This window comes from Bradyrhizobium sp. USDA 4473, assembly GCF_054063335.1.
In genome coordinates this window covers 2,743,534-2,769,992 of sequence record NZ_JBSSGE010000001.1, presented here as the reverse complement: position 1 = coordinate 2,769,992, position 26,459 = coordinate 2,743,534, and the positions used below count along the sequence as shown (strand labels likewise).

The 26,459-nt window shown below is 66.0% G+C and carries 24 protein-coding genes; 17 read left to right on the top strand and 7 right to left on the bottom strand.

Features of this window, described 5'->3' with window-relative positions; genetic code table 11:
* The first annotated feature begins 110 nt into the window (after positions 1-110).
* From ACVW17_RS12970 to ACVW17_RS12945, 6 genes are all read left to right on the top strand, one after another.
* Positions 111-1,307: a phosphoglycerate kinase gene (locus tag ACVW17_RS12970; RefSeq protein WP_456752255.1), complete on the top strand. Its 1,197-nt coding sequence runs from the start codon at positions 111-113 to the stop codon at positions 1,305-1,307.
* Between the two features lie 40 nt (positions 1,308-1,347).
* Positions 1,348-2,415 carry a class II fructose-bisphosphate aldolase gene (gene fba / locus ACVW17_RS12965; protein ID WP_456752254.1) on the top strand — a complete coding sequence of 356 codons (1,068 nt, stop codon included), beginning with the start codon at positions 1,348-1,350 and terminating at the stop codon, positions 2,413-2,415.
* Positions 2,416-2,606: 191 nt separating this feature from the next.
* Positions 2,607-3,632 carry a class I fructose-bisphosphate aldolase gene (locus tag ACVW17_RS12960; RefSeq protein WP_456752253.1) on the top strand — a complete coding sequence of 342 codons (1,026 nt, stop codon included), beginning with the start codon at positions 2,607-2,609 and terminating at the stop codon, positions 3,630-3,632.
* Positions 3,633-4,322, top strand: a complete 690-nt coding sequence (locus ACVW17_RS12955; protein ID WP_456752252.1) for a thiamine phosphate synthase — start codon at positions 3,633-3,635, stop codon at positions 4,320-4,322. It begins immediately after the preceding gene.
* A 7-nt stretch (positions 4,323-4,329) separates the two neighbouring features.
* Positions 4,330-5,421: a tetratricopeptide repeat protein gene (locus tag ACVW17_RS12950; protein ID WP_456797183.1), complete on the top strand. Its 1,092-nt coding sequence runs from the start codon at positions 4,330-4,332 to the stop codon at positions 5,419-5,421.
* A gap of 235 nt (positions 5,422-5,656) precedes the next feature.
* Entirely contained in the window at positions 5,657-6,451 is a 795-nt protein-coding gene (locus ACVW17_RS12945; RefSeq protein ID WP_456752250.1) for an inositol monophosphatase family protein, read from the top strand.
* A 15-nt stretch (positions 6,452-6,466) separates the two neighbouring features.
* Here the strand turns inward: ACVW17_RS12945 and ACVW17_RS12940 are convergent, their stop codons facing one another.
* The 3 genes from ACVW17_RS12940 to ACVW17_RS12930 all read right to left on the bottom strand — a co-directional run bounded on the left by ACVW17_RS12940 (position 6,467) and on the right by ACVW17_RS12930 (position 12,085).
* Complete coding sequence (locus tag ACVW17_RS12940; protein WP_456752249.1) at positions 6,467-7,606, bottom strand: AAA family ATPase; 1,140 nt, start codon at positions 7,604-7,606, stop codon at positions 6,467-6,469.
* 108 nt (positions 7,607-7,714) lie between these two features.
* Positions 7,715-10,873 carry a multidrug efflux RND transporter permease subunit gene (locus ACVW17_RS12935; RefSeq protein ID WP_456797182.1) on the bottom strand — a complete coding sequence of 1,053 codons (3,159 nt, stop codon included), beginning with the start codon at positions 10,871-10,873 and terminating at the stop codon, positions 7,715-7,717.
* A 6-nt stretch (positions 10,874-10,879) separates the two neighbouring features.
* Positions 10,880-12,085 (bottom strand): efflux RND transporter periplasmic adaptor subunit, encoded by a 1,206-nt coding sequence (locus tag ACVW17_RS12930; protein ID WP_456797181.1) that lies wholly within the window; start codon positions 12,083-12,085, stop codon positions 10,880-10,882.
* 518 nt (positions 12,086-12,603) lie between these two features.
* On the opposite strand from ACVW17_RS12930, the gene ACVW17_RS12925 reads away from it, so the two are divergent.
* From ACVW17_RS12925 to ACVW17_RS12915, 3 genes are read left to right on the top strand one after another with little or no spacing between them, the layout of a single operon-like run.
* Complete coding sequence (locus ACVW17_RS12925) at positions 12,604-13,602, top strand: flagellar motor protein MotA (protein WP_456752246.1); 999 nt, start codon at positions 12,604-12,606, stop codon at positions 13,600-13,602.
* A 15-nt stretch (positions 13,603-13,617) separates the two neighbouring features.
* Complete coding sequence (locus ACVW17_RS12920; protein WP_456752245.1) at positions 13,618-13,986, top strand: VOC family protein; 369 nt, start codon at positions 13,618-13,620, stop codon at positions 13,984-13,986.
* 21 nt (positions 13,987-14,007) lie between these two features.
* Complete coding sequence (locus ACVW17_RS12915) at positions 14,008-15,039, top strand: peptidoglycan -binding protein (RefSeq protein ID WP_456752244.1); 1,032 nt, start codon at positions 14,008-14,010, stop codon at positions 15,037-15,039.
* A gap of 243 nt (positions 15,040-15,282) precedes the next feature.
* Here the strand turns inward: ACVW17_RS12915 and ACVW17_RS12910 are convergent, their stop codons facing one another.
* Positions 15,283-16,275, bottom strand: a complete 993-nt coding sequence (locus tag ACVW17_RS12910) for an aldo/keto reductase (RefSeq protein WP_456797180.1) — start codon at positions 16,273-16,275, stop codon at positions 15,283-15,285.
* A 109-nt stretch (positions 16,276-16,384) separates the two neighbouring features.
* On the opposite strand from ACVW17_RS12910, the gene ACVW17_RS12905 reads away from it, so the two are divergent.
* The 3 genes from ACVW17_RS12905 (at position 16,385) to ACVW17_RS12895 (ending at position 19,834) form a co-directional block, all read left to right on the top strand.
* Positions 16,385-17,278 (top strand): LysR family transcriptional regulator, encoded by an 894-nt coding sequence (locus ACVW17_RS12905; protein WP_456797179.1) that lies wholly within the window; start codon positions 16,385-16,387, stop codon positions 17,276-17,278.
* 157 nt (positions 17,279-17,435) lie between these two features.
* Positions 17,436-17,720: a hypothetical protein gene (locus ACVW17_RS12900; protein WP_456797178.1), complete on the top strand. Its 285-nt coding sequence runs from the start codon at positions 17,436-17,438 to the stop codon at positions 17,718-17,720.
* Between the two features lie 482 nt (positions 17,721-18,202).
* Positions 18,203-19,834, top strand: a complete 1,632-nt coding sequence (locus tag ACVW17_RS12895; protein WP_456797177.1) for a hypothetical protein — start codon at positions 18,203-18,205, stop codon at positions 19,832-19,834.
* Here the strand turns inward: ACVW17_RS12895 and ACVW17_RS12890 are convergent.
* Positions 19,762-20,082, bottom strand: a complete 321-nt coding sequence (locus ACVW17_RS12890) for a PilZ domain-containing protein (protein WP_456752239.1) — start codon at positions 20,080-20,082, stop codon at positions 19,762-19,764. The two genes, ACVW17_RS12895 and ACVW17_RS12890, sit on opposite strands and share 73 nt — an antisense overlap.
* Positions 20,083-20,463: 381 nt before the next feature.
* On the opposite strand from ACVW17_RS12890, the gene ACVW17_RS12885 reads away from it, so the two are divergent.
* From ACVW17_RS12885 to ACVW17_RS12870, 4 genes are all read left to right on the top strand, one after another.
* The gene (locus tag ACVW17_RS12885) at positions 20,464-21,981 is read left to right on the top strand and encodes an AMP-binding protein (RefSeq protein ID WP_456752238.1); all 1,518 of its coding nucleotides are present in this window, start codon (positions 20,464-20,466) and stop codon (positions 21,979-21,981) included.
* A 144-nt stretch (positions 21,982-22,125) separates the two neighbouring features.
* Positions 22,126-23,097: a S1C family serine protease gene (locus ACVW17_RS12880; protein ID WP_456752237.1), complete on the top strand. Its 972-nt coding sequence runs from the start codon at positions 22,126-22,128 to the stop codon at positions 23,095-23,097.
* Between the two features lie 23 nt (positions 23,098-23,120).
* Positions 23,121-24,188 (top strand): carboxylesterase family protein, encoded by a 1,068-nt coding sequence (locus tag ACVW17_RS12875; RefSeq protein WP_456752236.1) that lies wholly within the window; start codon positions 23,121-23,123, stop codon positions 24,186-24,188.
* A 394-nt stretch (positions 24,189-24,582) separates the two neighbouring features.
* Positions 24,583-24,789 (top strand): hypothetical protein, encoded by a 207-nt coding sequence (locus ACVW17_RS12870; protein WP_456752235.1) that lies wholly within the window; start codon positions 24,583-24,585, stop codon positions 24,787-24,789.
* Positions 24,790-24,798: 9 nt separating this feature from the next.
* Here ACVW17_RS12870 and ACVW17_RS12865 read toward each other — a convergent pair whose 3' ends face one another.
* Together ACVW17_RS12865 and ACVW17_RS12860 are read right to left on the bottom strand one after the other, a co-directional pair.
* Positions 24,799-25,101, bottom strand: coding sequence for an AzlD domain-containing protein (locus tag ACVW17_RS12865; protein WP_456752234.1), 303 nt, complete (start codon positions 25,099-25,101; stop codon positions 24,799-24,801).
* A complete protein-coding gene (locus ACVW17_RS12860) occupies positions 25,094-25,771 on the bottom strand; it encodes an AzlC family ABC transporter permease (protein WP_456752233.1) in 678 nt (225 codons plus the stop codon). Before ACVW17_RS12860 ends, ACVW17_RS12865 begins: the two co-directional genes overlap by 8 nt.
* 74 nt (positions 25,772-25,845) lie before the next feature.
* Here ACVW17_RS12860 and ACVW17_RS12855 point away from each other — a divergent pair, with 74 nt between their 5' ends.
* Positions 25,846-26,448, top strand: coding sequence for a CGNR zinc finger domain-containing protein (locus ACVW17_RS12855; protein WP_456752232.1), 603 nt, complete (start codon positions 25,846-25,848; stop codon positions 26,446-26,448).
* Positions 26,449-26,459: the final 11 nt, after the last annotated feature.

Sequence of the window (26,459 nt, the reverse complement as noted above, 5' to 3'; positions counted from 1 at the left end):
CGGGCATTTGCGTTTGCCCTCCGCATCCGCGGCCCCGACGGCCGCGACATCGGCAAGCGAAAGCTGCGCCGTCCGCCGGACGGCGGCGTCCGGCCGCACAGGAAACGCTCATGACAAAATCGTTCCGTACCCTCGACGACGTCAACGTGAAGGGCAAGCGCGTGCTGCTGCGCGTCGACCTCAACGTCCCCATGGAAGGCGGCCGCGTCACCGACGCCACCCGGCTCGAGCGCGTTGCCCCCACCATCACCGAGATTTCCGACAAGGGCGGCAAGGTGATCCTGCTCGCCCATTTCGGCCGCCCCAAGGGCCGCGATCCCAAGGAGTCGCTGAAGCCGGTCGCCGAGGCGCTGTCGAAGGTGATCAAGCGCCCGGTCGGCTTCGCCGAGGATTGCATCGGCGAGGCGGCGGCCAATGCGGTTGCAGCCCTCAAGGACGGCGACATCCTGTGTCTCGAGAACACCCGCTTCCACAAGGAAGAGGAGAAGAACGACGCCGGCTTCGTCGCGGAGCTCGCAAAGCTCGGCGACATCTGGGTCAACGACGCCTTCTCCGCCGCGCACCGCGCCCATGCCTCGACCGAAGGCCTCGGCCACAAGCTGCTGGCCTATGCCGGCCGCACCATGCAGGCCGAGCTCGACGCGCTGGGCAAGGCGCTGGAAGCCCCGACCAAGCCTGTCATCGCGATCATCGGCGGCGCCAAGGTCTCGACCAAGATCGACCTGCTGGAAAACCTCGTCAACAAGGTCGACGCGCTGGTGATCGGCGGCGGCATGGCCAACACCTTCCTGCACGCGCAGGGCGTCGCGGTCGGCAAGTCGCTGGCCGAGAAGGACCTCGCGGCGACGGCGCTGCGGATCATGGAAAAGGCCAACGCCGCCAATTGCGCGATCATTCTCCCCGTCGATGCCGTCGTCGCCAGCCAGTTTGCCGCCAACGCGCCGTCGCATGCCTATGGCCTCGACGCGATCCCGGCCGACGGCATGATCCTCGACGTCGGCCCGCAATCGATCGCGCGCATCCATGCCGCGATCGACGATGCGGCGACGCTGGTCTGGAACGGACCGCTCGGCGCCTTCGAGCTGACGCCGTTCGACCGCGGTACTGTGGTATCGGCCAGGCATGCCGCCGAGCGCACCAAGGCCAAGAAGCTGATCTCGGTCGCCGGCGGCGGCGACACCGTCGCGGCGCTGAACCAGGCGGGCGTGGCCGGCGATTTTTCCTACGTCTCGACCGCGGGCGGCGCGTTTCTTGAATGGATGGAAGGCAAGCCGCTGCCGGGCGTCGAAGTTTTGAAACACGGTTGAATGAGTTCAAATCCGAACGCGCTTTAGAGGGAGAAATGGAATGGCTCGCATCACGTTGCGGCAACTGCTCGATCACGCGGCCGAGCACGACTACGGCGTACCTGCCTTCAATATCAACAACATGGAGCAGGCGCTGTCGATCATGGCGGCGGCCTCCGAGGTCGATGCGCCGGTCATCATCCAGGCCTCGCGCGGTGCGCGGTCCTACGCCAACGACGTCATGCTCAAGCACATGATGGACGCCGTCACCGAGATCTACCCGCAGATCCCGGTCTGCGTGCATCTCGACCACGGCAACGAGCCCGCCACCTGCATGACCGCGATCCAGGCCGGCTTCACCTCGGTCATGATGGACGGTTCGCTGAAGGCCGACGGCAAGACGCCCGGCGACTGGGACTACAATGTCGGCGTCACCAAGACGGTGACCGGCATGGCCCATCTCGGCGGCATCTCGGTGGAAGGCGAGCTCGGCGTGCTCGGCTCGCTCGAGACCGGCATGGGCGACAAGGAAGACGGCCATGGCGCCGAGGGCAAGCTGTCGCATGACCAGCTGCTGACCAATCCGGACGAAGCCGTGAAGTTCGTCAAGGAGACCAAGGTCGACGCGCTGGCGATCGCGATGGGCACCTCGCACGGCGCCTACAAGTTCACCCGCAAGCCCGACGGCGACATCCTCGCCATGAACGTGATCGAGGAGATCCATCGCAAGCTGCCGAACACGCATCTCGTCATGCACGGCTCCTCGTCGGTGCCGCAGGAATTGCAGGAGATCATCAACGCCAATGGCGGCAAGATGAAGCCGACCTGGGGCGTGCCGGTCGCCGAGATCCAGCGCGGCATCAAGAACGGCGTGCGCAAGATCAACATCGACACCGACAACCGGATGGCGATGACCGGCCAGATCCGGAAGGTGCTGAAGGACAATCCGGAAGAGTTCGATCCGCGCAAATACCTGAAGCCCGCGATGGACGCGATGACCAAGTTGTGCAAGCAGCGCCTGCAGGAATTCAACACCGCGGGGCAGGCCAGCAAGATCAAGAGGGTGCTGACCACGGCCGAGATGGCCAAGCGCTACGCCGCGGGGCAGCTCGATCCCAAGGTTGCGTAACAAGGTTGCCTGACAACTTATCGCCTGAATCATTAAGGCGGGACACCGGCTCTGACGCAGTCGGAAACGGTGTCCCGGAGGCTTGATCGCCAGCCGCGGCAAACGCTGGCCGCGACGAACGTTTTCTAGGCATTTGCCCGAGAACCGCCTATTTTGGTTTGCAAAGGCAATGGCTCTGGAGGACGCTTCCGATGAACCTCGCTGACCTCAATAAAATTGCGCTTGCCATGGTCACCCCGGGCAAGGGCCTGCTCGCGGCCGACGAATCCTCCGGCACCATCAAGAAGCGGTTCGACGCCATCAAGGTCGATTCGACCGAAGACAACCGCCGCGACTATCGCGAGATGCTGTTCCGCTCGCAGGAAGCGATGAGCAAGTACATCTCCGGCGTCATCCTCTACGACGAGACGATCTGGCAGAACGCCAAGGACGGCACGCCGCTGGTCAAGCTGATCGAGCAGGCGGGCGCGATCCCCGGCATCAAGGTCGACGAAGGCACCCAGCCGCTGCCGAATTGCCCCGGCGAACTCGTCACCGTCGGCCTCGACAAGCTCGCCGAGCGGCTGAAGAAATATTACGAGCGCGGTGCGCGCTTTGCGAAGTGGCGCGCGGTGATCGATATCGGGTCGCGAATCCCGACCCAGACCGCGGTCCGCGTCAACGCCCATGCGCTGGCGCGCTACGCCGCGCTGTGCCAGGCCGCGCAGATCGTGCCGATCGTCGAGCCCGAGGTGCTGATGGACGGCGATCACGACATCGACCGCTGCTATGAAGTGACGCAGCGCGTGCTGAACCGCACCTTCCAGGAATTGCGGGTGCAGCGCGTCGCGCTCGAAGGCATGATCCTGAAGCCGAACATGGCGATCTCGGGCAAGAAATGCCCGAAGCAGGCCTCGGTGCAGGAAGTCGCCGAGAAGACCATCCGCCTGCTCAAGAGCTGCGTGCCGGCCGCGGTGCCCGGCATCGCCTTCCTCTCCGGCGGCCAGAGCGACGAGGAAGCGACCGCGCATCTCGACGCCATGAACAAGATCGGCCATCTGCCCTGGCGGCTGACCTTCTCCTATGGCCGGGCCTTGCAGGCGGCGCCGCAGAAGGCGTGGTCCGGCAAGCCCGACAACGTCCCCGCCGGCCAGCGCGCCTTCTCGCATCGCGCCCGGATGAACGGGCTCGCGAGCACCGGCAATTGGGAAGCCGGCCTCGAAAAGCAGGCGGCATAATTGGCCAGCAAGCCCGTTCCGCCGCGGCCGGCGCCGCGCCTCTATCTGGCAACCCCGCCGGTCGACGAGCCGTCACGGCTCGCGGCCGAGCTCACCGAGCTGCTGGCTGCGGCCGATATCGCCGCCGTGCTGGTGCGGCTGCGCGAGACCGATCCGCGCAGCATGATCTCCTACGTGAAAGCCCTGGCGCCCGCGATCCAGAACGCCGGTGCGGCGCTGTTGATCGATGGCCATGCCGACATCGTGGCCCGGGCCGGTGCCGACGGCGCGCATCTGACCGGGCTCGCCGCGATGGAAGAGGCCGCGCCCGCGCTGAAGCCCGACCGCATCACAGGCGTCGGCGGGCTCGTGACGCGCCACGATTCCATGGCCGCGGGCGAGGCCGGCGCCGACTATGTGCTGTTCGGCGAACCCGACGCCAGGGGACAGCGGCCCTCGCTTGAGGCGATCGCCGAGCGGCTGGAATGGTGGGACGAATTGTTCGAGCCGCCCTGCATCGGCTTTGCGGCCTCGCGCGAGGAGGCCGAGGCGTTTGCGGCGGCCGGCGCGGATTTCGTGCTGGTCGCGGATGTCATCTGGGCCGATCCGCGCGGTGCCAAGGCGGCGCTGGTCGAGATCGGCACCGCGATTGCGCAGGCCCATGCCGGCGCATTCGGCAAGGCCAAGGTCGAGGGAAAGACCGAGGGATGACGGCGGAATGAAATGCCTGCGTCCGATAGCTGTTGCGCTCGGCTGCACGATGCTGGCGAGCGGCGCGATGGCGCAGCTCTCGATCACGCCGCCGGCCCAGACGCCGCCGCCTGCCAAGAAGGAGGCGCCGAAAGAGAAGCCGAAGGTGCATTCGCCGGTCGCAAAGAAGCCGACGCCGAAGCCTGCCGCGTCCGCGACGCCAAAGCCTGGCGCATCCGCGACCCCGACGCCGTCGGCAACCCCGATGCCGGACGATCCCAATGTCGACATCGTCTACGGCGCCTATCAGCGCGGCATGTACAAGAGCGCGTTCGAGCTCGCCACCATCCGCGCGCAGAACAACAACGACCCCAAGGCCATGACGATGCTGGGCGAGCTCTATGCCAACGGGCTCGGGGTCAAGCGCGACTACGCCAAGGCCGACGACTGGTACAAGCGCGCATCCGACGCCGGCGACCGCGAGGCGATGTTCGCGCTCGCCATGATGAAGATCGCCGGCCGCGGCGGCACCGTGGACAAGGATGGTGCGGTCAAGCTCCTGGCATCGGCGGCCAAGCTCGGCGAGCCGAAGGCGGCCTATAACCTCGCGCTGCTCTATCTCGACGGCCAGACCCTGCCGCAGGACCTCAAGCGCTCCGCCGAGCTGCTGCGGATGGCCGCCGACGCCGGCAGCCCCGAGGCGCAATACGCGCTGGCGACCTTCTACAAGGAAGGCACCGGCGTGCCGAAGGACCTCGAAAAGGCGGCGCGGCTGTTGCAAGCGGCCTCGCTGGCCGACAATGTCGATGCCGAGGTCGAATACGCCATCGCGCTCTACAACGGCGCCGGCACGCCGCGGAACGTGCCGGCGGCGATCGCGCTGCTGCGCAAGGCCGCCCGGCAGAACAGCCCGATCGCGCAGAACCGCCTCGCCCATGTGCTGGCGACCGGCGCCGGCGCCCCGGTCGACAAGGTCGAGGCCCTGAAATGGCACACCGTCGCCAAGACCGCCGGCAAGGGCGACCCCGATCTCGACGACATCCTCGCCGATATGACCCCGGAAGACCGCGCCAAGGGCGAGGCAGCCGCGCGAAAATGGATCGGAAACAACGTCAAATGACGCCTTGACGGCGCCACTTCCAGAGGGCACCCAGTCCGGAAATCCGGTGCGGCCATGCCGTCCACTCTTGACCCGTCATCCTGAGGAGCGCGTAGCGCGTCTCGAAGGATGAACGGCCCGGTCCGGGGCCGTGCACCCTTCGAGGCTCGCTCCGCTCGCACCTCAGGATGACGGGTTGAGATTTACGCGCGCCGCCTGATCGACTTTCACATTTCTCGGGTCACAAGTTCTCATCATGCTCTACTCCGCCCTCATCAATGTCATGGTCAAGGCCGCGCGACGCGCCGGCCGCAGCCTCAAGCGCGACCTCGGCGAGATCGAACATCTCCAGGTGTCGCTGAAGGGGCCGGCGAATTTCGTCTCGCTGGCCGACAAGCGCGCCGAGGAGATGCTCTACACCGACCTCGAAAAGGCCCGGCCCGGCTACGGCTTCCTCGGCGAGGAAGGCGGCAAGCGCGAAGGTTCGGACAAGACCCACACCTGGATCGTCGATCCGCTCGACGGCACCACCAACTTCCTGCACGGCATCCCGCAATTCGCGATCTCGATCGGGCTGCTGCGCGAGGATACCGTGATCGCCGGCGTGATCTACAATCCCGCCAATGACGAGCTCTATATCGCCGAGCGCGGCAAGGGCGCGTTCCTCAACGACCAGCGCCTGCGCGTCGCCGGCCGCCGCCAGCTCAACGAATGCGTGGTGGCCTGCGGCCTGCCGCATATCGGCCGCGGCAACCACCAGCTGGCGCAGCAGGAGATGGCCGCGCTGCAGACCAAGGTCGCGGGCTTCCGCCGCTTCGGCGCCGCCTCGCTCGATCTCGCCTTCGTCGCCGCCGGCCGCTTCGACGGCTATTGGGAGCGCAATCTGCAGCCCTGGGACATCGCGGCCGGCCTGTTGATGGTCCGCGAAGCCGGCGGCACGATCTCCGGCATTCAGGGCAATGACGACCCGCTGCAGACCGGCCATGTGGTCTGCGGCAACGAGTTCGTGCACGGCGAGCTGATCAAGGTCCTGAAGCCGCTCGGGCAATGACGCGACGACGACGTTCTAATCGTCGTCATCGTCGTCCTCATCCTCGCCTGCCCCGTCACGAAACTCGCCGCTGAGGGTCAGGCCCTCGATGGCGGTGGCGCCCTTTGCCTTGATCACCCGGCGCAGCGGCACCGAGCTCTCGCTGCGCAGCGCCTCCATCAGCTGTTCCGAATGGGTGACGATCCAGATGTCGGCGCGGCGCGACGCCTTGGCGATCAGCCTCGCCAGCGGCGCCAGCAGCGACGGATGCAGGCTGGTCTCGGGCTCGTTCAGCGCGATGAACGGCGGCAGCCGATAGCCCATGAACACGGCGAGCAGGCAGATATATTTCAGCGTGCCGTCGGAGAGTTCGTGTGCCTTGAACGCACGCGGCATGTCCGCCTGCCGCAGCTCGAATTCGCACCGCCCGTTGTCTTCCCATGCCCCGAGCTTGGCGCCCGGGAACGCATCCTCGATCGCATCCTGCAGGTCGACCGCATCCTGCCGGATCGCGCTGAGCGTTGCCAAGGCGGCGGCCAGATCGCTGCCATCGGCGCTCAGCGACGGCGTGGTGATCGCCAGACACGGCTTGCGGATCGGCGATGCCGGATCGGTGCGGAAGTCGTGATAGAAGCGCCAGCTCTGCAACGCGTTCCTGATCAGGCCGACTTCGGGACAGCTCTGGCCGTCGACGAAATCGGCGAGCGCGGTTTCCGACGGCAGCACCGCATTCTTGTACTCGCTCCAGGCGCCGCTCTCGCCGCGGACGCTGACGTGCGAATTGGTCCGCTCCATCATCAGGACCTTGCGCTTGCCGTGGATCGCCTCGATGCGTTCGGACTTGATCATCGGCTCGCCGGGAAACGCCGCCTCGACCGGACCGGGATGTCCGAGTTCGATCGCGTAATTGACGTGCTCGAACCTGACCGCCAATCGCAGCCGCGCATCCTCGCCCCGCCGGCGGATGCCGGACCAGCAGACCGAGTTCAATCCGCCCTCGTCGGCGATCGTGCGAGTGATCCGGCCCGTGGCCGCGTCGCGCAGCAGCGACAGCGACTTGTAGAGATTGGATTTGCCGACGCCGTTCTCGCCGATGAAGACGGAGAGCGGTTGAATGGGCATCGAGAGCCGCCGGATCGAGCGATAGTTCGAGATCGCAATATCGCTCGGCCGCATCACATGCTCTCAGTCCTCGGGTTGCCTGCTCGCCACCCGTTCAATCCAGAGCTGTAATCTGGATTGACTGGCTTGCGAAAGCAAGCCGGAGGCGTCGCCGACGGGACCTCAGTGGCCTCCCCTCGCCGGCGCAGGCGGACCATAGACTTCGGCGCTCTCCGCGGTCTTCTCGCGATCCCCCGCCAGCACGCGTTGCACGCTGACGAAGAACACCGGCACCAGGAGCAGCGCGAGGATCACCACTGCGATCATGCCGCCCATGACCGAGGTGCCGAGCGCCTGCTGGCTGGCACCGCCGGCGCCGGTCGCGATCGCCATCGGCAGCACGCCGCAGACGAAGGCGAGACCGGTCATCAGGATCGGGCGGAATCGGAGACTGCACGCCTCGATGGTCGCCTCGACCAGCGGCTTGCCCTGCGCCCGCAGATCCTTGGCGAACTCGATGATCAGGATCGCGTCCTTCGCCGCAAGGCCGATGATGGTGATCAGGCCGACGGTGAAATAGACGTCGTTCGGCAGGCCGCGCAGCGTCGCCGCCACCACGGCGCCGAGAATGCCGAGCGGCACGGTGAGCAGCACGGCGAGCGGAATGGTCCAGCTCTCGTAGAGCGCGGCAAGCAGCAGGAACACCACCAGCACCGACAGCGCGAGCAGGAACGGCGCCTGCGAGCCCGACAGCTTCTCCTGCAACGACTGGCCGGTCCATTCATAGCCGAAGCCGCGCGGCAGCTTGTCGGCGAGCCGCTCCATCTCGGCGATCGCATCGCCCGAGGTGAAGCCCGGCTTCGCCTCGCCGGAGATGCGCACCGCCGGATAGTAGTTGAAGCCCGCGATCTGCGTCGGCCCCTTGGTCCATTCGATGGTGGCGAAGGCCGAGAACGGCACCAGCTGGCCGCGGCTGTTCTTGACGTTGTAATTGAGGATGTCGTCCGGCTTCATGCGGCTGGCCTTGTCGGCCTGCACGACGACGCGCTGCATCCGCCCGCGATTCGGGAAGTCGTTGATGTAGTTCGAGCCGAGATTGGTCGAGATCGTGTTGTTGATGTCCTCGAAGGTGAGGCCGAACGCGCCGGCCTTCTCGCGATCGATCATCAGATTGACCTGCGGCGCCGGCGGCAGGCCCTCGACATAGACCTTCTGCAGGATCGGGCTGGCATTGGCCTCGGCAATCAGGCGGTCGCTTGCTGCGATCAGCGCCGCATAGCCCTTCTGGCCGCGGTCCTGCAGGCGGAACGAGAAGCCAGAGGAGTTGCCGAGGTTGTCGATCGGCGGCGGCTGCAGCGCCGAGATCCTGGCGTCGCGGATCGATGACGACAGGTCGCGGTTGATGTCGGCGACGATGGCGGCGGCGGAATCCTTCGATCCGCGCTCCGACCAGTCCTTCAGCGTGATGAAGGCCTGCGCGGTGTTCATGCCCTGGCCGAGGAAGCTGAAGCCGGTGAGGAACGTGACGTTCTCGATGCCGGCGCGATCCTTCAGGTATTTCTCGACCCGCTCGACCGCAGCCTCGGTGCGCGCGTAGGACGATTCCGACGGCGTCTGCACGTCGGTCGTGATGAAGCCCTGGTCGTCGACCGGCAGGAAGCCGCCGGGCAGCCGCACGAAGCCGTAGGCGACGCCTGCGAACAGCACGAGATAGATCAGCATCAGGCGGCCGGTGCGCTTCAGCGAGCCCTGCACCGTGCGCGTGTAGCCGGCGCGGCTATAGTCGAGCACGCGGTTGAACCAGCCGAACACGCCCTTGCGGGCATGGCCGTGGCCCAGCTCGACCGGCTTGAGCAAGGTCGCGCACAGCGCCGGCGTCAGCGACAGCGCGAGCAGCGCCGAGAACGCGATCGCCGCCACCATGGTGACCGAGAACTGCCGGTAGATGATGCCGACCGAGCCCGGGAAGAACGCCATCGGCACGAACACCGCCATCAGCACCAGCGTGATGCCGATGATGGCGCCGGTGATCTGCGACATCGCCTTGCGGGTGGCTTCCTTCGGCGGCAGGCCTTCCTCGGCCATGATGCGCTCGACGTTCTCGACCACGACGATGGCGTCGTCGACCAGGATGCCGACCGCCAGCACCATGCCGAACATGGTCAGCATGTTGATCGAGTAGCCCACCGCCATCAGCGTGGCGCAGGTGCCGAGCAGCGCCACCGGAACCACGATGGTCGGAATGATGGTGTAGCGGATGTTCTGCAGGAACAGGAACATCACGACGAACACCAGCACCACCGCCTCGACCAGCGTCATCAGGACCTTCTCGATCGAGGCCTTCACCACGGGCGTGATGTTGTAGGGGATCTCGTAGGAGATGTTGGCCGGAAAGAAGCGCGACAGCTCCTGCATCTTGGCTTCGACCGCGCTCGCGGTCGCCAGCGCATTGCCCTTCGGCGACAGCAGCACCGAGAGGCCGGCCGTCGGCCTGCCGTTCACGCGGGTGTTGAACTGATAGCTGAGGCCGCCGACCTCGATCCGCGCGACGTCGCGCAGCCGGACCGTCGAGCCGTCGGGATTGGCGCGCAGGATGATCGCGCCGAACTCGTCCGGCGAGGAGAGCTGGCCCTTGACCAGCACCTGCGCCGAGATCTTCTGCGTGTCGGTGCTCGGCTCGGCGCCGATGCTGCCGGAGGCGACCTGGGCGTTCTGTGCCGTGATCGCCTTGTTGACGTCGTCGGCCGACAGGCCGTAGCCGACCAGCTTGGCCGGATCGATCCAGACGCGCAAGCTGCGCTCGGTCGAATACAGCGTGGCGCGGCCGACGCCGGGGATGCGGCGCACCTCGCCCAGCACGTTGCGGATCATGAAGTCGCCGAGGCCCACTTCATCCAGCGAGCCGTCGGTCGAGTTCAGCGTGATGATCTGCAGCACGGCGGAGGAGGCTTCCTCGACCAGGATGCCCTGCTGGATCACGGCGCGCGGCAGCCGCGCCTCTACGCGCTTGAGGCGGTTCTGCACCTCGACCGAAGCCTGGCTGGTGTCGGTACCCGGCTTGAAGTTGGCGATGATCTCGACCTGGCCGAGCGAGTCGGAGGTCGATTCGAAGTTCAGGATGTTGGCGGCGCCGTTGAGCTCCTCCTCGATCAGCCGCGTCACGCTGTTGTAGAGGTTCTCCGGCGACGCGCCGGGATAGCTCGTCGAGATCGAGATCGAGGGCGGCGCGATGATCGGGTACTGCGCCACCGCAAGCAGCGGAATCGAGATCGCGCCGACCAGACAGATGAACAGCGCGACGACCCAGGCGAAGATCGGCCTGTCGATGAAGAAGCTAGGCATGGCGGATCACGGCTTCGCGTGGGCGGTCTGCTGCGAATCCGACTGTATTGCAGCAGCATCGACCTCGCGCCAGGCCAGCGGCCGGACCTTGTCGCCGGCGGCGAATTTCTGGAAGCCCTCGACCACGACCTTGTCGCCGGCCTTCAGGCCCTCGGTCACGAACCAGGTGCCGCCCTGCAGCGAGCCGGTGCGCACCGGCTGCACCGCGACGAGATTGTCGTCCTTGACGACGAACACCTCGCTGCCGCCGCCGCCATTGCGCTGGATCGCTTGCTGCGGCACCGCGATCGCGTCCGAGTCGATGCCCTGCTCGATCTGCACGCGGACATACATGCCCGGCAGCAGGATGCGATGCGGGTTCGGGAACTCGCCGCGCAGGGTCACCTGCCCGGTATAGGCGTCGACCTTGGCGTCGGAGAACAATAGCTTGCCCGGCAGCGGATAGATCGAGCCGTCGTCGAGCACGAGGCGAACCTTCATCGCGTCGGGCGCGATGCGGTCGAGATCGCCGCTCTCGAAGGCGCGGCGGAGCTGGTTCATTTCGGTCACCGACTGCTGGAAGTCGGCATAGATCGGATCGAGCTGCTGGATGGTGGCAAGGCTGGTGGGGTCGTTCTGCACGACGAGCGCGCCCTCGCTGATCACCGCAGCGCCGATCGTGCCGTCGATCGGCGCACGGATGGTGGCGTAATCCAGATTGAGCTTGGCGCGCGCGACGTCGGCCTCGCGGCCCTGCACGTCGGCTTCGGCCTGCTTCAGATTGGCGATCGCCCTCTCGTTCTCGGCCTCCGAGGTCGCGCGCTGATTGGTGAGGGTCGCGATGCGGCGGGCCTGCAGCGCGGTCTGCTCGAGCACCGCCTTGGCACGCGCCAGCGCCGCCTCGGTCGACTGCAATTCGACCTCGAACGGCCGCGGATCGATCTGGTACAGGGGATCGCCGACCTTCACCTCGCTGCCCTGATGGAACATGCGGTTGACCACGATGCCGGAGACGCGCGGGCGCACCTCGGAGACGCGGGTCGGCGCGATGCGGCCCGGCAGCTCGCGCACCATCGCGCGGGCCTGCGGCTTCACGGTGACGACACTGACGTCCGGCTCGGGCGCTTGTACGGCGGCGGTTGCGGTGGTCGGCTCGTCGCAGCCAGCAAGCAGTGGCGCCGTCACGGCCAGCATCAGAGCAATGCATGCCGATTGCGCGCGAAGTCCAGACATTGAGATGGTCGCCCCTGTGGTTGGTTGGGAATAAACAAACGGCGGCGCCACACCGGCACCGCTCCTGCCGCCAAAAATAAATCCTGCTTGCTGCGACGCAATGCGTTTGTCGGGCGGCTCAATGTCACACAAACCTATCGTTCTGATTTCGCGGCATGTTTTGTCGACTCACCGGATTGTGAGCGGGTTCCATCGCAGGCTGTGGGCATGCGTTAAGGACTGCGGGAGCGGGAACGCGGCCTTTGCCTGCGCAGGAATGTCGCAGATTGCGAACGCGCAAATCCGCGGCGCAGGCATCGCGGATCGCCCCGCCCCCTGAGTCCGTCTCGCGATCTGCGGGGATTGGCACCTTCTGCACACGCCGGTGCGCCGGCGCCTCGGAAAGCTGCGCAATGCGGCAACACTTCGCTCCGGATCAACCCCAGGTTCTGCCGGCAGCCTTTGGATTCGGCTTTCCTCACTGCGCCGCTGTGCCATATTGCTGGCAGATGCGGCCTTCGCGAACGGATGACCCGGCAATGCCCCCTTCCCGCTCCGACATGGAGATCGAACTGAGCAAGCTGTCCTCGCCCAGGATCTTCCTGGTGCGGATGCTGGTGTTCCTGGTGCTGTGCGGCCTGGTCGGGGTGGTGCTGTACAAGCAGATCGTCACCGCCTTCTTCGCCAATCCCGGGCTGAACGCCCTGATCGGCGCGGTGCTCCTGATCGGCGTCATCCTGGCGTTCCGCCAGGTGATCCGGCTCTATCCCGAGGTCGCCTGGGTCAATAATTTCCGCATCGCCGACCCCGGCCTTGCGATCGACCGGCGCCCGACGCTGCTGGCCCCGATGGCGGCCATTCTCGGCGGCGAGCGCAGCGGGCGGATGTCGATCACGCAGCAGACCATGCGGCATCTATTGGATTCGATCGCAACCCGGCTGGATGAAGCCCGCGACATCTCGCGCTACATGACCGGACTTCTGGTGTTCCTCGGCCTGCTCGGCACCTTCTGGGGCCTGATCGAGACGGTGGGCTCGGTCGGCAAGGTGATCGACGGGCTCAAGGTCGGCGGCGACGCCGGTGCGCTGTTCGACACGCTGAAGGAGGGCCTCGCCGCCCCGCTCGGCGGCATGGGCATCTCGTTCTCGTCCTCGCTGTTCGGCCTCGCCGGTTCGCTGATCCTCGGCTTCCTCGATCTGCAATCGAGCCAGGCCCAGAACCGCTTCTACACCGACCTCGAGGACTGGCTCGCCACCACGGTGCGCGGCATTTCCGGCGACGAGGCCGGCGCTGGCGGCGCCGAGATGCAGGGCGCGATTGACCGGCTGCGTGCCACGCTCGAGGAAGGCGGCGGCGGCGCGGGCGGCCGCAACACCACGGCGGCGATGGCCAATCTGGCCGAGGCGATCCAGGGACTGGTCGCGCATATGCGCACCGAGCAGCAGATGATCCGCGAATGGGCCGACGGCCAGGGCGAGCAGAACCGCGAGATCAAGAGGCTGCTCGAGCGCCTCGCCCGCCAGCCCGAGAAGAGCTGAGCCACGGAGGCCGATGTGCTGGACCACGTGACCATCGGCATCAGCGATATCGAGCGGTCCAAGGCCTTCTATGATGCGGCTTTGCGCTCGCTCGGCATCAGCCGTCTGTATGCGGAGGGTGCCGGGTTTGCCGGCTATGGCGTGCATCCGAAGGCCTTCTTCTGGATCGGCCGGCGCGGCACGCCGCAGAGCGGCGCCCACATCGCCTTCACGGCAAATGATCGCGCCACCGTCGATCGGTTCTACGAGGACGCGATCAAGGCCGGCGGCAGGGACAATGGGCGGCCCGGAATTCGGCCGCACTATCATGCAAACTACTACGGTGCTTTCGTGCTGGACCCCGACGGCCACAACATCGAAGCCGTCTGCCACGCGCCGCACTGACAGGAACTAAAGGGAAACCAGATGGCCCTCGCCCGCTCGCGCCGCAGCGAATCCGGCTTCAACTACTGGCCCGGCTTTGTCGACGCGCTGTCGACGCTGGTGCTGTCGATCGTGTTCCTGCTCTCGGTGTTCCTGGTCGTGCAGTTCTTCCTGTCGCAGGAGGTCACCGGCAAGGACAAGGCGCTGGAGCAGCTTACCGCCAAGATCGCCCAGCTCAACGAGCTGCTGTCGCTGGAGAAGCTCAGCAAGCTGACGCTCGACGACCAGGTGTCGCAGCTGCGCGCCGGCCTTGCCTCCGCCGAGAGCGAGCGCGACCGCATGAAGGGGCTGTATGAGGGGCTCGCCAATTCCGGCAACGACGCACAGGGCCGCGCCACCGAGCTCAACAAGGCGCTGGAGTCCGAGAAGAGCGTGTCGTCGCGCGCGCTGGCGCAGATCGAGGTGCTGAACCAGCAGATCAGCGCGCTGCGCCGTCAGCTCGCCGCACTCGAGGAGGCGCTCGACGCCTCCGAGAAGCGCGACAAGGAATCGCAGAACCGGATCGCCGATCTCGGACAGCGCCTCAACGTCGCGCTGGCGCAGCGGGTGCAGGAACTGTCGAAATACCGTTCGGAATTCTTCGGCCGGTTGCGCGCGATCCTCGGCAACCGCCCCGATATCCGCATCGTCGGCGATCGCTTCGTGTTCCAGTCGGAAGTGTTCTTCGACACCGGGCAGGCGACCTTGCTGCCGGACGGCAAGACCGAGCTCGATACGGTCGCAAACGCGCTGATCGATCTCGACAAGCAGATCCCAGCCGAGATCGCCTGGGTGCTGCGCGTCGACGGCCACACCGACGTGCGGCCGATCACCAACAGCCCGCTGTTCAAATCGAACTGGGAGTTGTCCTCGGCGCGCGCGATCTCGGTGGTGCAATATCTGATCTCGCGCGGCGTGCCGGCGCAGCGCCTGGTCGCCGCCGGCTTCGCCGAATTCCAGCCGCTCGACACCGCGCAGACCGAAGACGCCTACAAGCGCAACCGCCGCATCGAGCTGAAGCTGACGGAACGGTGAGGCCGCGAGGCGGGTGTGGCCCCGGCCTCTTGCGACAACGAGCATTACGATGGCGGTGGATGGTTCCCGACTCAAGATGTCAAACAACGCGGTGTCATCACCCGCGAAAGCGGGTGATCCAGTATTCCAGAGGCGTCAGTGCTGGAGCAGAGAGGCCGCGGCGTACTGGATCGCCCGGTCGAGCCGGGCGATGACAGGTGTAGCTGGGGACGCAGGCGCGCGTCCCGCGACGACGGAAAGCGCTTAACGCCCGACCAACCCGAGCAGTTGCTCCGGATAGCGCGCGCCCTGGACTTCGACTGCGGTGACGGCGCTGCCGATGTCGGCGAGGTCGGCCGCGGTCAGCTCGATGTTCGCTGCGCCGATGTTTTCCTCGAGCCGATTGAGCTTCGTGGTGCCCGGGATCGGCACGATCCACGGCTTTTGCGCCAGCAGCCAGGCAAGCGCGATCTGTGCCGTGGTCGCGCCCTTGCCGGCTGCGATCCGGCCGAGCTGATCGACCAGCGCCTGATTGGCGCGGCGAGCCTCCGGCGTGAAGCGCGGCACCAGGTTGCGGAAATCGTCGCCGGCAAACGTCGTGGACGCGCTGATCGCGCCGGTGAGAAAACCACGGCCCAGCGGGCTGTACGGCACGAAGCCGATGCCGAGCTCTTGCAGCACCGGCAGGATTTCCGCTTCCACCCCGCGCTCCCACAGCGAATATTCGCTCTGCAAGGCCGTCACCTTCTGCACCGCATGCGCGCGGCGAATGGTTTGCGCGCCGGCCTCCGACAGGCCGAAATGGCGCACCTTGCCGGCGGCAATCAGGTCCTTGACGGTGCCGGCGACGTCCTCGATCGGCACCGCGGGATCGACCCGATGCTGATAGAACAGATCGATGATGTCGATCTTCAGCCGCTTCAGCGAGGCATTCGCGACCGCCCTGATGTGCTCCGGCCGGCTGTTCAGCGACCGGTGCCGCTCGGCCATCGAGCCGAGATCGAAGCCGAACTTGGTCGCGATCACGACCTGGTCGCGGACCGGCGCCAGCGCTTCGCCGACCAGTTCCTCGTTGACGTAGGGGCCATAGACCTCCGCGGTATCGAAGAAGGTGATGCCGCGCTCGACCGCGCCGCGGAGCACCGCGATACCCTGTGCCTTCTCGAGCGCCGGGCCGTAGGCGAAGCTGAGGCCCATGCAGCCGAGGCCGATCGCCGAGACCTCGAGGTTGCTGCTGCCGAGCTTACGTTTCTGCATGATGTCTCTCCACGTCGATGACCTGAATTCGTCGTCGCGGGATTTAGGACGTGCATCGGCGGAGCATTAGACGTAAAAATCAGGATGGACTTATGAGCAGGGCTCATGAATGCCGCGGCACGACGTCAACGACCTGATCGCCTTTCTTGCGGTGGCGCGCGAGCGCAGCTTCACCCGCGCCGCAGCGAGGCTCGGCGTGTCGCAGTCGGCGCTGAGCCATACCCTGCGCGCGCTGGAGGAACGGCTGGGCGTGCGGCTTCTGACCCGCACCACGCGCAGCGTCGCGCCGACCGCGGCCGGCGAACGATTGCTGCAAGGCATCGGCCCCCGTTTCGAGGAGATCGACGCCGAACTATCAGCGCTCAGCGCCATGCGCGACAAACCCGCCGGCACCATCCGCATCAATGCCGGCGAGCACGCGGCCGAGACGATCCTGTGGCCGGCGCTGGAAACGTTCCTGCCGCGCTATCCCGACATCAAGGTGGACCTGACCGTCGACAACGGTCTCGCTGATATCGTGGCGGAACGCTTCGACGCCGGCGTCCGGCTCGGCGAACAGCTCGCCAAGGACATGATCGCGGTGCGGATCGGGCCGGATTTCCGCATGGTCGTGGTCGGTGCTCCCTCCTATTTCAAGCGGCGCGAGCGCCCGAAGCGGCCGCAGGACCTGACCCAGCATGCCTGCATCAACATCCGCCTGCCGACCCATGGCGGCATCTATGCCTGGGAATTCGAGCGGCGCGGCCGCCCGCTCAAGGTCCGCGTCGACGGACAATTGGTGTTCAACAGCACGACCTTGCGGATCAAGGCGGCGCTGGCCGGGCTGGGACTGGCCTATATCGCCGAGGATCAGGTGCGCACGCAGCTCGCCAAGGGCCAATTGATCCAGGTGCTCGACGACTGGTGCGCGCCGTTTCCCGGTTATCACCTGTATTATCCAAGCCGCCGGCAATCCGCGCCGGCCTTCGCCCTGCTGGTCGATGCGCTGCGCTATCGCGGCTGATAGTCGCCGACGCCCGACACACGCAGATGTGCATCACGGTTGAGCGATGGCCCTTGCAACCGGAGCAACACGTCCGACGTTATCGGTGATATCATCGCGCGGGCTTGACGGACGTCACATCTTCCGCCGCGGCTGTCGCGCCATCCCGGACCAGATCATGCGCAAGACCACATTCGCCATCATCGTCGCCGCCGGCCTCACCCTCGCGCCGGACCAGCTTCTCGCCCAAGGCGCGGGCGGCTCCCCGCTGCCGCCGCGTCCCGGCGACCGCGCCGCGCCGTCGGGTAGCGCGCTTCCGACCCAGAGTGGCCAGCGCTATGCACCGTCATCCGGCGGCAATTTCAGTGCAGCGCCGGCGCTTCCGGGCTCGACAACCGGCAATGCCGGCAACACCAACAACGCGGGGGACGCCGTGCAGCCGCCTGCTCGCGTGCGCCGTTGAAGGCGCACTGATGCGTCCGGCGACTTCACGTCGAACTCGACTTTAGTCGCGAGCTAGCGCACAGATCGCGGCACCCGCATAATTTGAGGGTGCATTTTTCCAAATCCACAGGTTGTATGTTACCTAATCGATCCAACCGTAACTGAATGTTAACGGCCCCCACGCGACATGGCCGTGTGACAACCACAGGTAAATTAGCGGAACACCACAACCGCAGCCGAAGTCTCGGCGCGATGTCCGCGAAGTTTCCCGCGGTCAACCTCGTCGCGAGCGGGTTCCGCATCCGCTTCATCCGGGTGTTCCTGAATGCCGCAGCCTGGCTTCCGATCTGGTCCAGCTGGAGCATCGGGCACGCATTCCAAATGCACTGCGCGCGAGCGGACGGACAGGACTAGCCGCCGATGCACGCGCCCCTGGTCAAGACGGCTGCCACCCACGTTCAATCGATGCGTGAGGCGGCTTGGCGGTGGCTGGCGACGGCGGTGGCGCTTGCGATCGTGTTGCTGGCTCCGCTTCTCGTCATCGACGTGCCGCCGCTCACGGACTATCCAAATCACCTCGCGCGGTTCTTCATCCTGGCCCATCCGGACGACCCGGTCCTCTCGAAGATGTATGCGCCACACTGGACGATCCTGCCCAATCTCGGCATGGACGTTATCGGGGCAGGGCTGCTGCGCATAACCGATCCCCACACGGGTGGCCGAATATTGCTGGCGCTGTGCCTGCTCGGCCCGGTCGGCGGCGCGGTCGTGTACCACCGGGTCGCTTTCGGCTGCCGTTCCTACTGGCCGCTGGCGTCGGGCCTGGTCGCCTACAACGCAGCCTTCTTCATGGGCTTCATGAATTTCCTGCTCTCGCTGGGCCTTGCGCTGGTCGGTGCGGCCGCCTGGGTTGCGCTGCGCCGGCGGAATCGTTCCGGATGGAAAACGCTGGCCGGCGCGACCGCCGCGGTCGCGACCTTCTTCACCCACATCTTCGGGCTGGCCTTTCTATTCCTCCTGATCGGTGCGGAAGAGGCAGCGGAGGTCCGGAAACGCTGGTCATCGGGCACGGTCACCGTACACGATGTCATGCAGGCCGCGATCCCGATCCTGGTCGCGCTCGCTCCGGCGGCCGTGTTGTATCGACTCAGTCCGTTCGGCGACGCCGCCACGTCGCTCGGCGCGTGGCATGCGATCGTCAAATTGATGAGGCTGTTCAGCGCGTTCACGATACCGGGCTTTAACCTGACGATCGTGACTGCCGTCGCCTTCGTCGTCGCGCTGTTCGCCATGCGTCGTCATCTCGCATTCGCTCCGGGAATGCGGCTTGCGATTGCCGTGCTGGCAATCGTCTACATCGCCGCGCCGCTGCGGATGAAGGGAGGCTCCCACATCGATCTGCGGGCTGCGGTGATAATCGGATTGCTGCTGTTCGCGGGCGTGCAGCCGCGGATCGCGCGGCGCGAGGCAATGATGTTCGGCGTCGTCTTTGCAGCCTTGATTCTCGTCCGCTCGGCCTATGTCGCTGCGACGTGGATGGACAGCCGGGACGACCTTGCCGATCTGCGCGCGGCGATCGCCGGCGTCGAGCCCGGTGCGCGCGTGCTGGCCGCGACGGGATCGACGGAAGAACGGACGATGGCGCCTCCGGCGCGACGCACGCTGCCCTGGATCTACCGGCTGACCTACCACCTCCCGGCGTTGCTCCTCATCGAGCGCAGAGCGTTCTGGCCATTGTTGTTTGCCTACCCGGCGCAGCAGCCGGTGACCATTCTGCCGCCGTTCGATCGAATGTCTCACCCGCTGACGGAGCCGATCGACTGGAAGGTGCTGGCCAACGAACCGTTCTCGGCGAAAACCCTGCGATGGGCGCGCTACCTGGTCGACTGGCGTTCGAACTTCGACTATGTGCTGCTGATCGATCCAAAGCCTGGATTTCAGCCGATCGAGAAGCTCACGCCGCTCCATGACGGCGAATTCGCAAAGCTCTATCGGGTGGAACGGCCGGACGGGCTCGCGCCGCATCGAACCGGCAGCCAGACGGCGGCAGAACCTTTCGGCTATACGGCGCCGGCAGGCTCCGCGGCCGGCTCATCCGGCTCGGCTTCTGCCATCACGAATTTGAGCCCGTAGGTGTTGCCGCGACGCCAGACCACCTCGCAGGGATAGCGCTTGGCATGATCGGCGAGCAGCGTCAGCGCAAGGCGGTCCTTGACCTCGAACGCGACCTCGGTGGTGATCTTGGCGCCGCCGGGCGAAATATCGACCACCGCGCATTCGTTCTCGGTGGCGCCATCATCGACCGTGATCCACGCCGCACGGTTGTTGAGCTGGCGCCGCGGCTCGCGACTGACCTTGATCCGTGCTCCATTGCTCGCCATCGTCGTCGTCCTTGAAGACATTGGTCCTTGAAGACATTGGTCCTTGAAGACATTGGTCATTGAAGACATTGGTCATTGAAGACATTGGTCATTGAAAACTGGAATCCGCGCACGCCGATCGGCGTGCCGGCACAGAACCGCACCGGTCACAATGCCGTCCCCCCGTAAAGTCCGGCTTAGCGTGATCGCTTGAACTTTACCGGAATCTTGACGGGGCTTTTAGCGAACCGGGATTCCACAATATCATCAGCAGGATATCGGCTGCGCGAGCAGCCGTCGGCTTGACATCGAGACCACATAATTGGTGAAGTGGCGGCCGTGGCCCTCGCCACATCCCTGCAACAAGAGCGCTTCAAGCCGCCTTTCCGACGGAAACGACCCATGCTTCTCCCCCTCGCCGACGTGCCGCGCTGGTATGCCGAACGCAAGCCCGCTGATGCGATCGCGATCAGTCATGGCGCGGAGACGCTGACATGGCATCAGCTCGAGCGCCGCGCCAATGCGCGGGCGCGCGCCTTCGCCGCGAAAGGCGTCAAGCCCGGCGACTTCGTCGCGATCGGGCTGCCCAACAGCAACGCATTCTTCGAGACCAGTTTCGCGGTGTGGAAATGCGGCGCGACGCCGACCTCGCTGTCGTGGCGGCTGCCGCGCGGCGAGGCAGCCGCCGTGCTCGAGATTCTCAAGCCGTCGTTGGTGGTCGGCGGCGAGGCCGACTGGAATGCGCCGAACTCGCTGCCGGTGAATTTTGTGCCGGAAGGATTTTCCGAAGAGCCGCTCGATGCGCCGGTCGCGCGCTACTGGAAGGCGATGACCAGCGGCGGCTCGACCGGGCGGCCGAAGGTGATCCTCGATCACAACCCCGCGGTGATCGAGACCACGACGCCGCTGATGCTCGGGATTCCGCATCAGGCCTCGCTGCTCAACCCGGGGCCCCTCTATCACAACGCGCCGTTCATCCTGGCGCACTCCGCGCTGTTCGGCGGCGGCAAGCTGACCGGCATGGTGAAGTTCGACGCCGAGGAAACGCTGCGGCTGATCGAACGCGAGCGCGTGCAATGGGTCAATTTCGTGCCGACCATGATGCACCGGATCTGGGCGCTGCCCGACGAGGTGCGCAAGCGCTACGACGTCTCCAGCCTGCAGATCGTGTTTCACATGGCGGCTCCGATGCCGCCCTGGCTGAAGGAGAAGTGGATCGAGTGGCTCGGCCCGGAGCGGGTGTGGGAGCTCTATGGCGGCACCGAGCGGCAGGGCGCCTGCGTGATCTCGGGCGTCGAATGGATGGCGCACAAGGGCTCGGTCGGCAAGATCGGCGAGACCGCGAAGCTGCGCATCATCGGCGAGGACGGCAACGACGTTAAGCCCGGCGAGACCGGCGAGATCTATTTCCTGCCCAATGACGGCGCCGGCTCGACCTATCACTATCTCGGCGCATCGCCGAAGCGGCGGCCGGACGGCTGGGAATCGCTCGGCGATATCGGCCGGCTTGACGAAGAGGGCTATCTCTATCTCGGCGACCGGCTCGCCGACATGGTGCTGCGCGGCGGCGCCAACATCTATCCGGCCGAGGTCGAGGCCGCGGTCAGCGAGCATCCCGAGGTGCGTTCCTGCGTCGTGGTCGGATTGCCCGATCCGGAATTCGGCCAGCGTGTGCATGCGATCCTCGAACTCGCCGAGACTGCCGATGCGCAAGCGATCGCCGACGGCATGGGCGATTTCCTGAAAGACCGGCTCAGCCGCTACAAGCATCCGGAAAGCTTCGAGCGCGTCGGCACCGCGCTGCGCGATGATTCCGGAAAGGTCCGCCGCACCATGCTGCGCGACGAGCGCGCCGCCTGGATCAAGGACAACCGCGCCTTCCGCATCATGCCGGCACGTGCGGCAACAAAAACCGAATAGATTCGTTTGATCTTGCGAGGGGCAGGTCTGCACGCCAGATGAGCTGTGCAGGCCGCCGCGCAGGGTATATCATTCCATCTTCCCTGCCGGCAGAACCTCGCACTACTATGAGGTTCCAGCACGCTGCGCGCCAGGAGATCCCTAATGCCCTCCACCACCGAATGGAAAGTGCCAGCGGCCTTTCAGCCCCGCCCCGAGGATTATCGCTATGACCTCGATCGTGCACTGATGAGCGTGGTCGGGCTGCATTCGATCATTCCGCCTGACGCGTTCAGTGCCGAGACGCTCGGCACCGAGCGCACCGGCAACGGCGTGGTGATCGACCGCGGGCTGGTGCTGACGATCGGCTATCTGATCACCGAAGCCGCCACCGTGTGGTTGCATCTCGGCGACGGCCGCGCGGTCGAGGGCCATGCGCTCGGCTTCGATTTCGAATCCGGCTTCGGCCTGGTGCAGGCGCTGGGACAACTCGACATCGATCCGCTGCCGATCGGCTCGTCGGCGGCAACCCAGGTCGGCGACAATGTCGTGCTCGGCGGCGCCGGCGGCCGCACCCGCTCGGTCGCAAGCCAGATCGCGGCCAAGCAGGAATTCGCCGGCTATTGGGAATACCTGCTCGACGAGGCGATCTTCACCTATCCGGCGCATCCGAACTGGGGCGGCACCGGACTGATCAACAAGGACGGCGAGCTGATCGGCATCGGCTCGCTGCAGCTCGAACGCGAGCGCTCCAGCCGTTCCGAACATGTCAACATGATCGTGCCGATCGATCTGCTGCGCCCGGTGCTCGGCGATTTGCGCAAGTTCGGCCGCGTCGACCGGCCGGCGCGGCCGTGGCTCGGCATGTACACGACCGAGATCGACAACCGCCTGGTGGTGGTCGGCGTCGCCAGCAAGGGACCGGCGGCGCGCGCCGAGTTGAAGACCGGCGACGTGATCCTCGCCGTCGACGGCGACAAGGTGACCGGCCAGACCGGCTTCTATCGCAAGCTCTGGTCGCTCGGTTCGGCCGGCGTCGACGTGCCGCTGACCGTCTACCATGAGGGCGTCACCTTCGACGTCACGCTGACCTCGATCGACCGCATGAAGCTGTTGAAGGCGCCGCGGCTGCACTAGGCAAAAAAGAAGAGGCAGTGGCGATGAGCGAGGCCGTGGTCGACGACATCGTGGCCGTGCTGCCGCCGCTGTTGCAAACGCTGGAATCGCTGGCCTTCGTCGCGCGCAACCTCAACCCGCCGGACTTCGATCGCGTGATGCAGATCGCGGGCGAGCCGGAGCAAGCCTTGCAGGCGGTGCAGCCGCGGCTCGCCGATTGGCCGGAAAAATTCGCGCACATCAAGGTCGCGCTGGAGGCTGCGATCGAACCGGCGCTGGCCGGCTATGCGGGGCTGCGCGCGGTGCAGAACGGCCAAGGCGACCTCGTCAGCGTGTTCCGCGCGCTGCGCCATCTGCCGCGCGCGCAGGAGGCGCTCTATCCGCTGACCGAATTGCCGCCGGTCAGCGGCTTCTTCATGGCGCCGGATTTGCGCGAGGATGCCGGGCTGCAGGCGAAGCTCGCGGCCAAGCCCAACGCCGACACCGGCATCTTCCACGAGCGCAACGAACCGGGCAGCCGCGGCGGCTTCTCGATGTATGTGCCGGAATATTACACGCCCGACCGCGGCTGGCCGCTGGTGATGGCGCTGCACGGCGGCAGCGGCAACGGCCGCGGCTTCCTGTGGAGCTGGCTGCGCGACGCGCGCAGCCGCGGCGCCATCCTGGTGGCGCCGACCGCGACCGGCCAGACCTGGGCGCTGATGGGCGACGACAGCGACACGCCGAACCTCAACCGCATCCTCGACCAGGTGCGCGAACGCTGGAAGATCGACGAGACGCGCATGCTGCTGACCGGGATGAGCGACGGCGGCACGTTCAGCTATGTGAGCGGCCTCGATGGCGCCTCGCGCTTCACGCATCTGGCGCCGGTCGCGGCGACCTTCCATCCGCTGATGGCCGAGATGGCCGATGCGGACAGGCTGCGCGGCCTGCCGATCTTCATCACCCACGGCAAGCTCGACTGGATGTTCCCGGTGCAGACCGCGCGGCAGACGCAAGGCTTGCTGTCGGCCGCCGGCGCCAAGGTGACCTATCGCGAGATCGACGACCTCAGCCACACCTATCCGCGCGAGATCAATGCAGAGATCATGCAGTGGCTGAATGGTGGGTGAGCCGACGGCACTTGAACTCACCTCTCCCCGTCACCCTGAGGAGCACAAAGCGCGTCTCGAAGGGTCGACGGCCCGGCTGCGGCTGGCTCCGGTTGCGTCGAGGCCGTGCATCCTTCGAGGCTCGCAAGCGCTCGCACCTCAGGATGACGTGTGAGAAATTGTAGCGAGCAGCCTCGCCACGCCGTCGTCCTGGCGAAAGCCAGGACGACACTGAACACATTCACACTCTCTCAGGATGACGGTCATGGATTGGCCGTGAATAGAACAACACAACTCATGCGCCTGCGGCTTGCAAGGCCGCAACCGGGAAGACGGTTGACGATGCGGCGCACCGAGCGCTGGAACCACAGCGAACCCTCCAACGTTATCCTGCCGACAGCGGAGGGATTAAGCGATGCGGACGTTTTTCGGCATGATCTTGGGCGCGCTCCTGCTGGTTTGCGGCGTCTATGTGGCCGATTCGATGCGGACATCGAGCGTGGCCAATGGCGAGGTCGCGCAAGACACCCGCACCATCGTCAATTGGGACGTCGCGGCCCATGACTGGAATCTGCTGAAGGCGCGTACCCGCGAGCAGTGGGACAAGATCGCGTCGAAGTAATCGCTGCCGTCACCATCCGATCGTGGACGCCGCCAGCGCAGCGCCGAACCCGGCTCCCAGCGCGGCCCATTCCCGCGCCGTGATCGCCATCGTCACCAGCGCGACCACGGTCCCGATCAGGCCTGCCGGCCCGCCCGACAGGCAGCCGCCGACAATGAATGCAATGAACAGATTGCCGGGCGCGAGCCGGAGAAACCGCGCGGCGATGCCGTCCTCGCGCATCGATGCGGCGAGAACGTATCCGCCGGCGCGCATGGCATAGCAGGTGATGCCGAGGATGCAGATGACGCCGAGGACCTGCAAGTCATGCATCGCTCGGCTCCATCATGCTCACGAGCGTGCCGCAGCCGCCTCCGATCAGCATCGACCAGCTGGGATCGACAAAGCGGGCGACGAGCAACGCGGCAACGGCCGAGGTCAGCCACGGCCAGGGCGATCGCGCGTTCTTCCATTGGCTCGGAATAAGAGTCGCGATGAACATCGTCGGCAGCAACGCGGCGGCAAGCCTGAGCGGTCCGTTTGCCGCGAGCGGGGCGGCATAGGCGAGCGCGGTGCCGCCGACCCAGCCGACCGCCATCGGGATGCTTGATCCCAGCAGATAGCCTGCATCAGGTCCGTTGCGGTCGGCGTCCGCGCTCGTCATCAGCCACGACGCATCCGCGAGCAGAAACAGGCTGGGCAGCATCTTCCGGGGCGCCAATCCGCCAAACAGCTGGCGCAGATGGGCGCCCATCACTAAGTATCGTGAATTCGTGGCGATGCAGGCAACCACCATGGCAACGACCGGCAGCGGACTGGCCCACATGCTCAGCGTGATCGCCTGCGCCGTGGCGGAGTAGACCAGCAGGCTGAACAGGATTGCATGCGCCGCCCCCAGCCCAAGCCCCTTGTAGGTCAGCCCCATCACGAGGCCGGCGGCGCCGTTGCTGAGCAGGAAAGGCAGCGCCGCGACCAGGCCCCGCCTGAATCCGGCTGTCGTCATCGTGGGGACGCGTTGAAACTGTCGGGCACTTGTAATGGTCATGACCATTAGATTAGACTTGGTGAGAGGCCGTGATGTCAAGAGACCCCGCGCGGGCAGCGACGCAGTTCTTCGGCGGACGGGTCTGCCTTGACTTCGCCAACACGCTGGACTGGCGCACCTCCAACGATCCGCAGGAGCTGATCCCGGATTATGCGGCGCTGTTGGCCTGGAGCGAACGCCGCGGGACCTTGCCGCTTGCTGCGGCCACAAAGCTGAAAGCGCGGGCGGCGAGCAGCGAGGCCGCTCGCGCGATGCAGACGGCGTATGAGCTGCGCCGCGACATCTGGCGCATCTCGGACGCGCTGCGCGGCGACCGCGCCGTGAATCTTGGTCTCGTCAATCGATTGCTCGCAGCGGCGCCCCGGCAGCCCGACCTTGTGCGGCAGGACCGTGGCTATCGCCATGCGCTGGCAGGGACCGATTTGACGGAGCCGTTATGGCCGGTGCTGTGGTCGCTGACGGCTCTGCTGGCGTCCGACGACGCCAGCCGGATCGGATGCTGCGAGGCCGATGGCTGCGGCTGGTTCTTTGTCGACGAGAGCCCGAACCGAACCCGCAGATGGTGCTCGAGCGAGGTGTGCGGCAATCGCGAGCGCGCGCGGCGCGCCTATGCCAAGCGCAAGGGCTCCGCGTGATTGAATGCCAA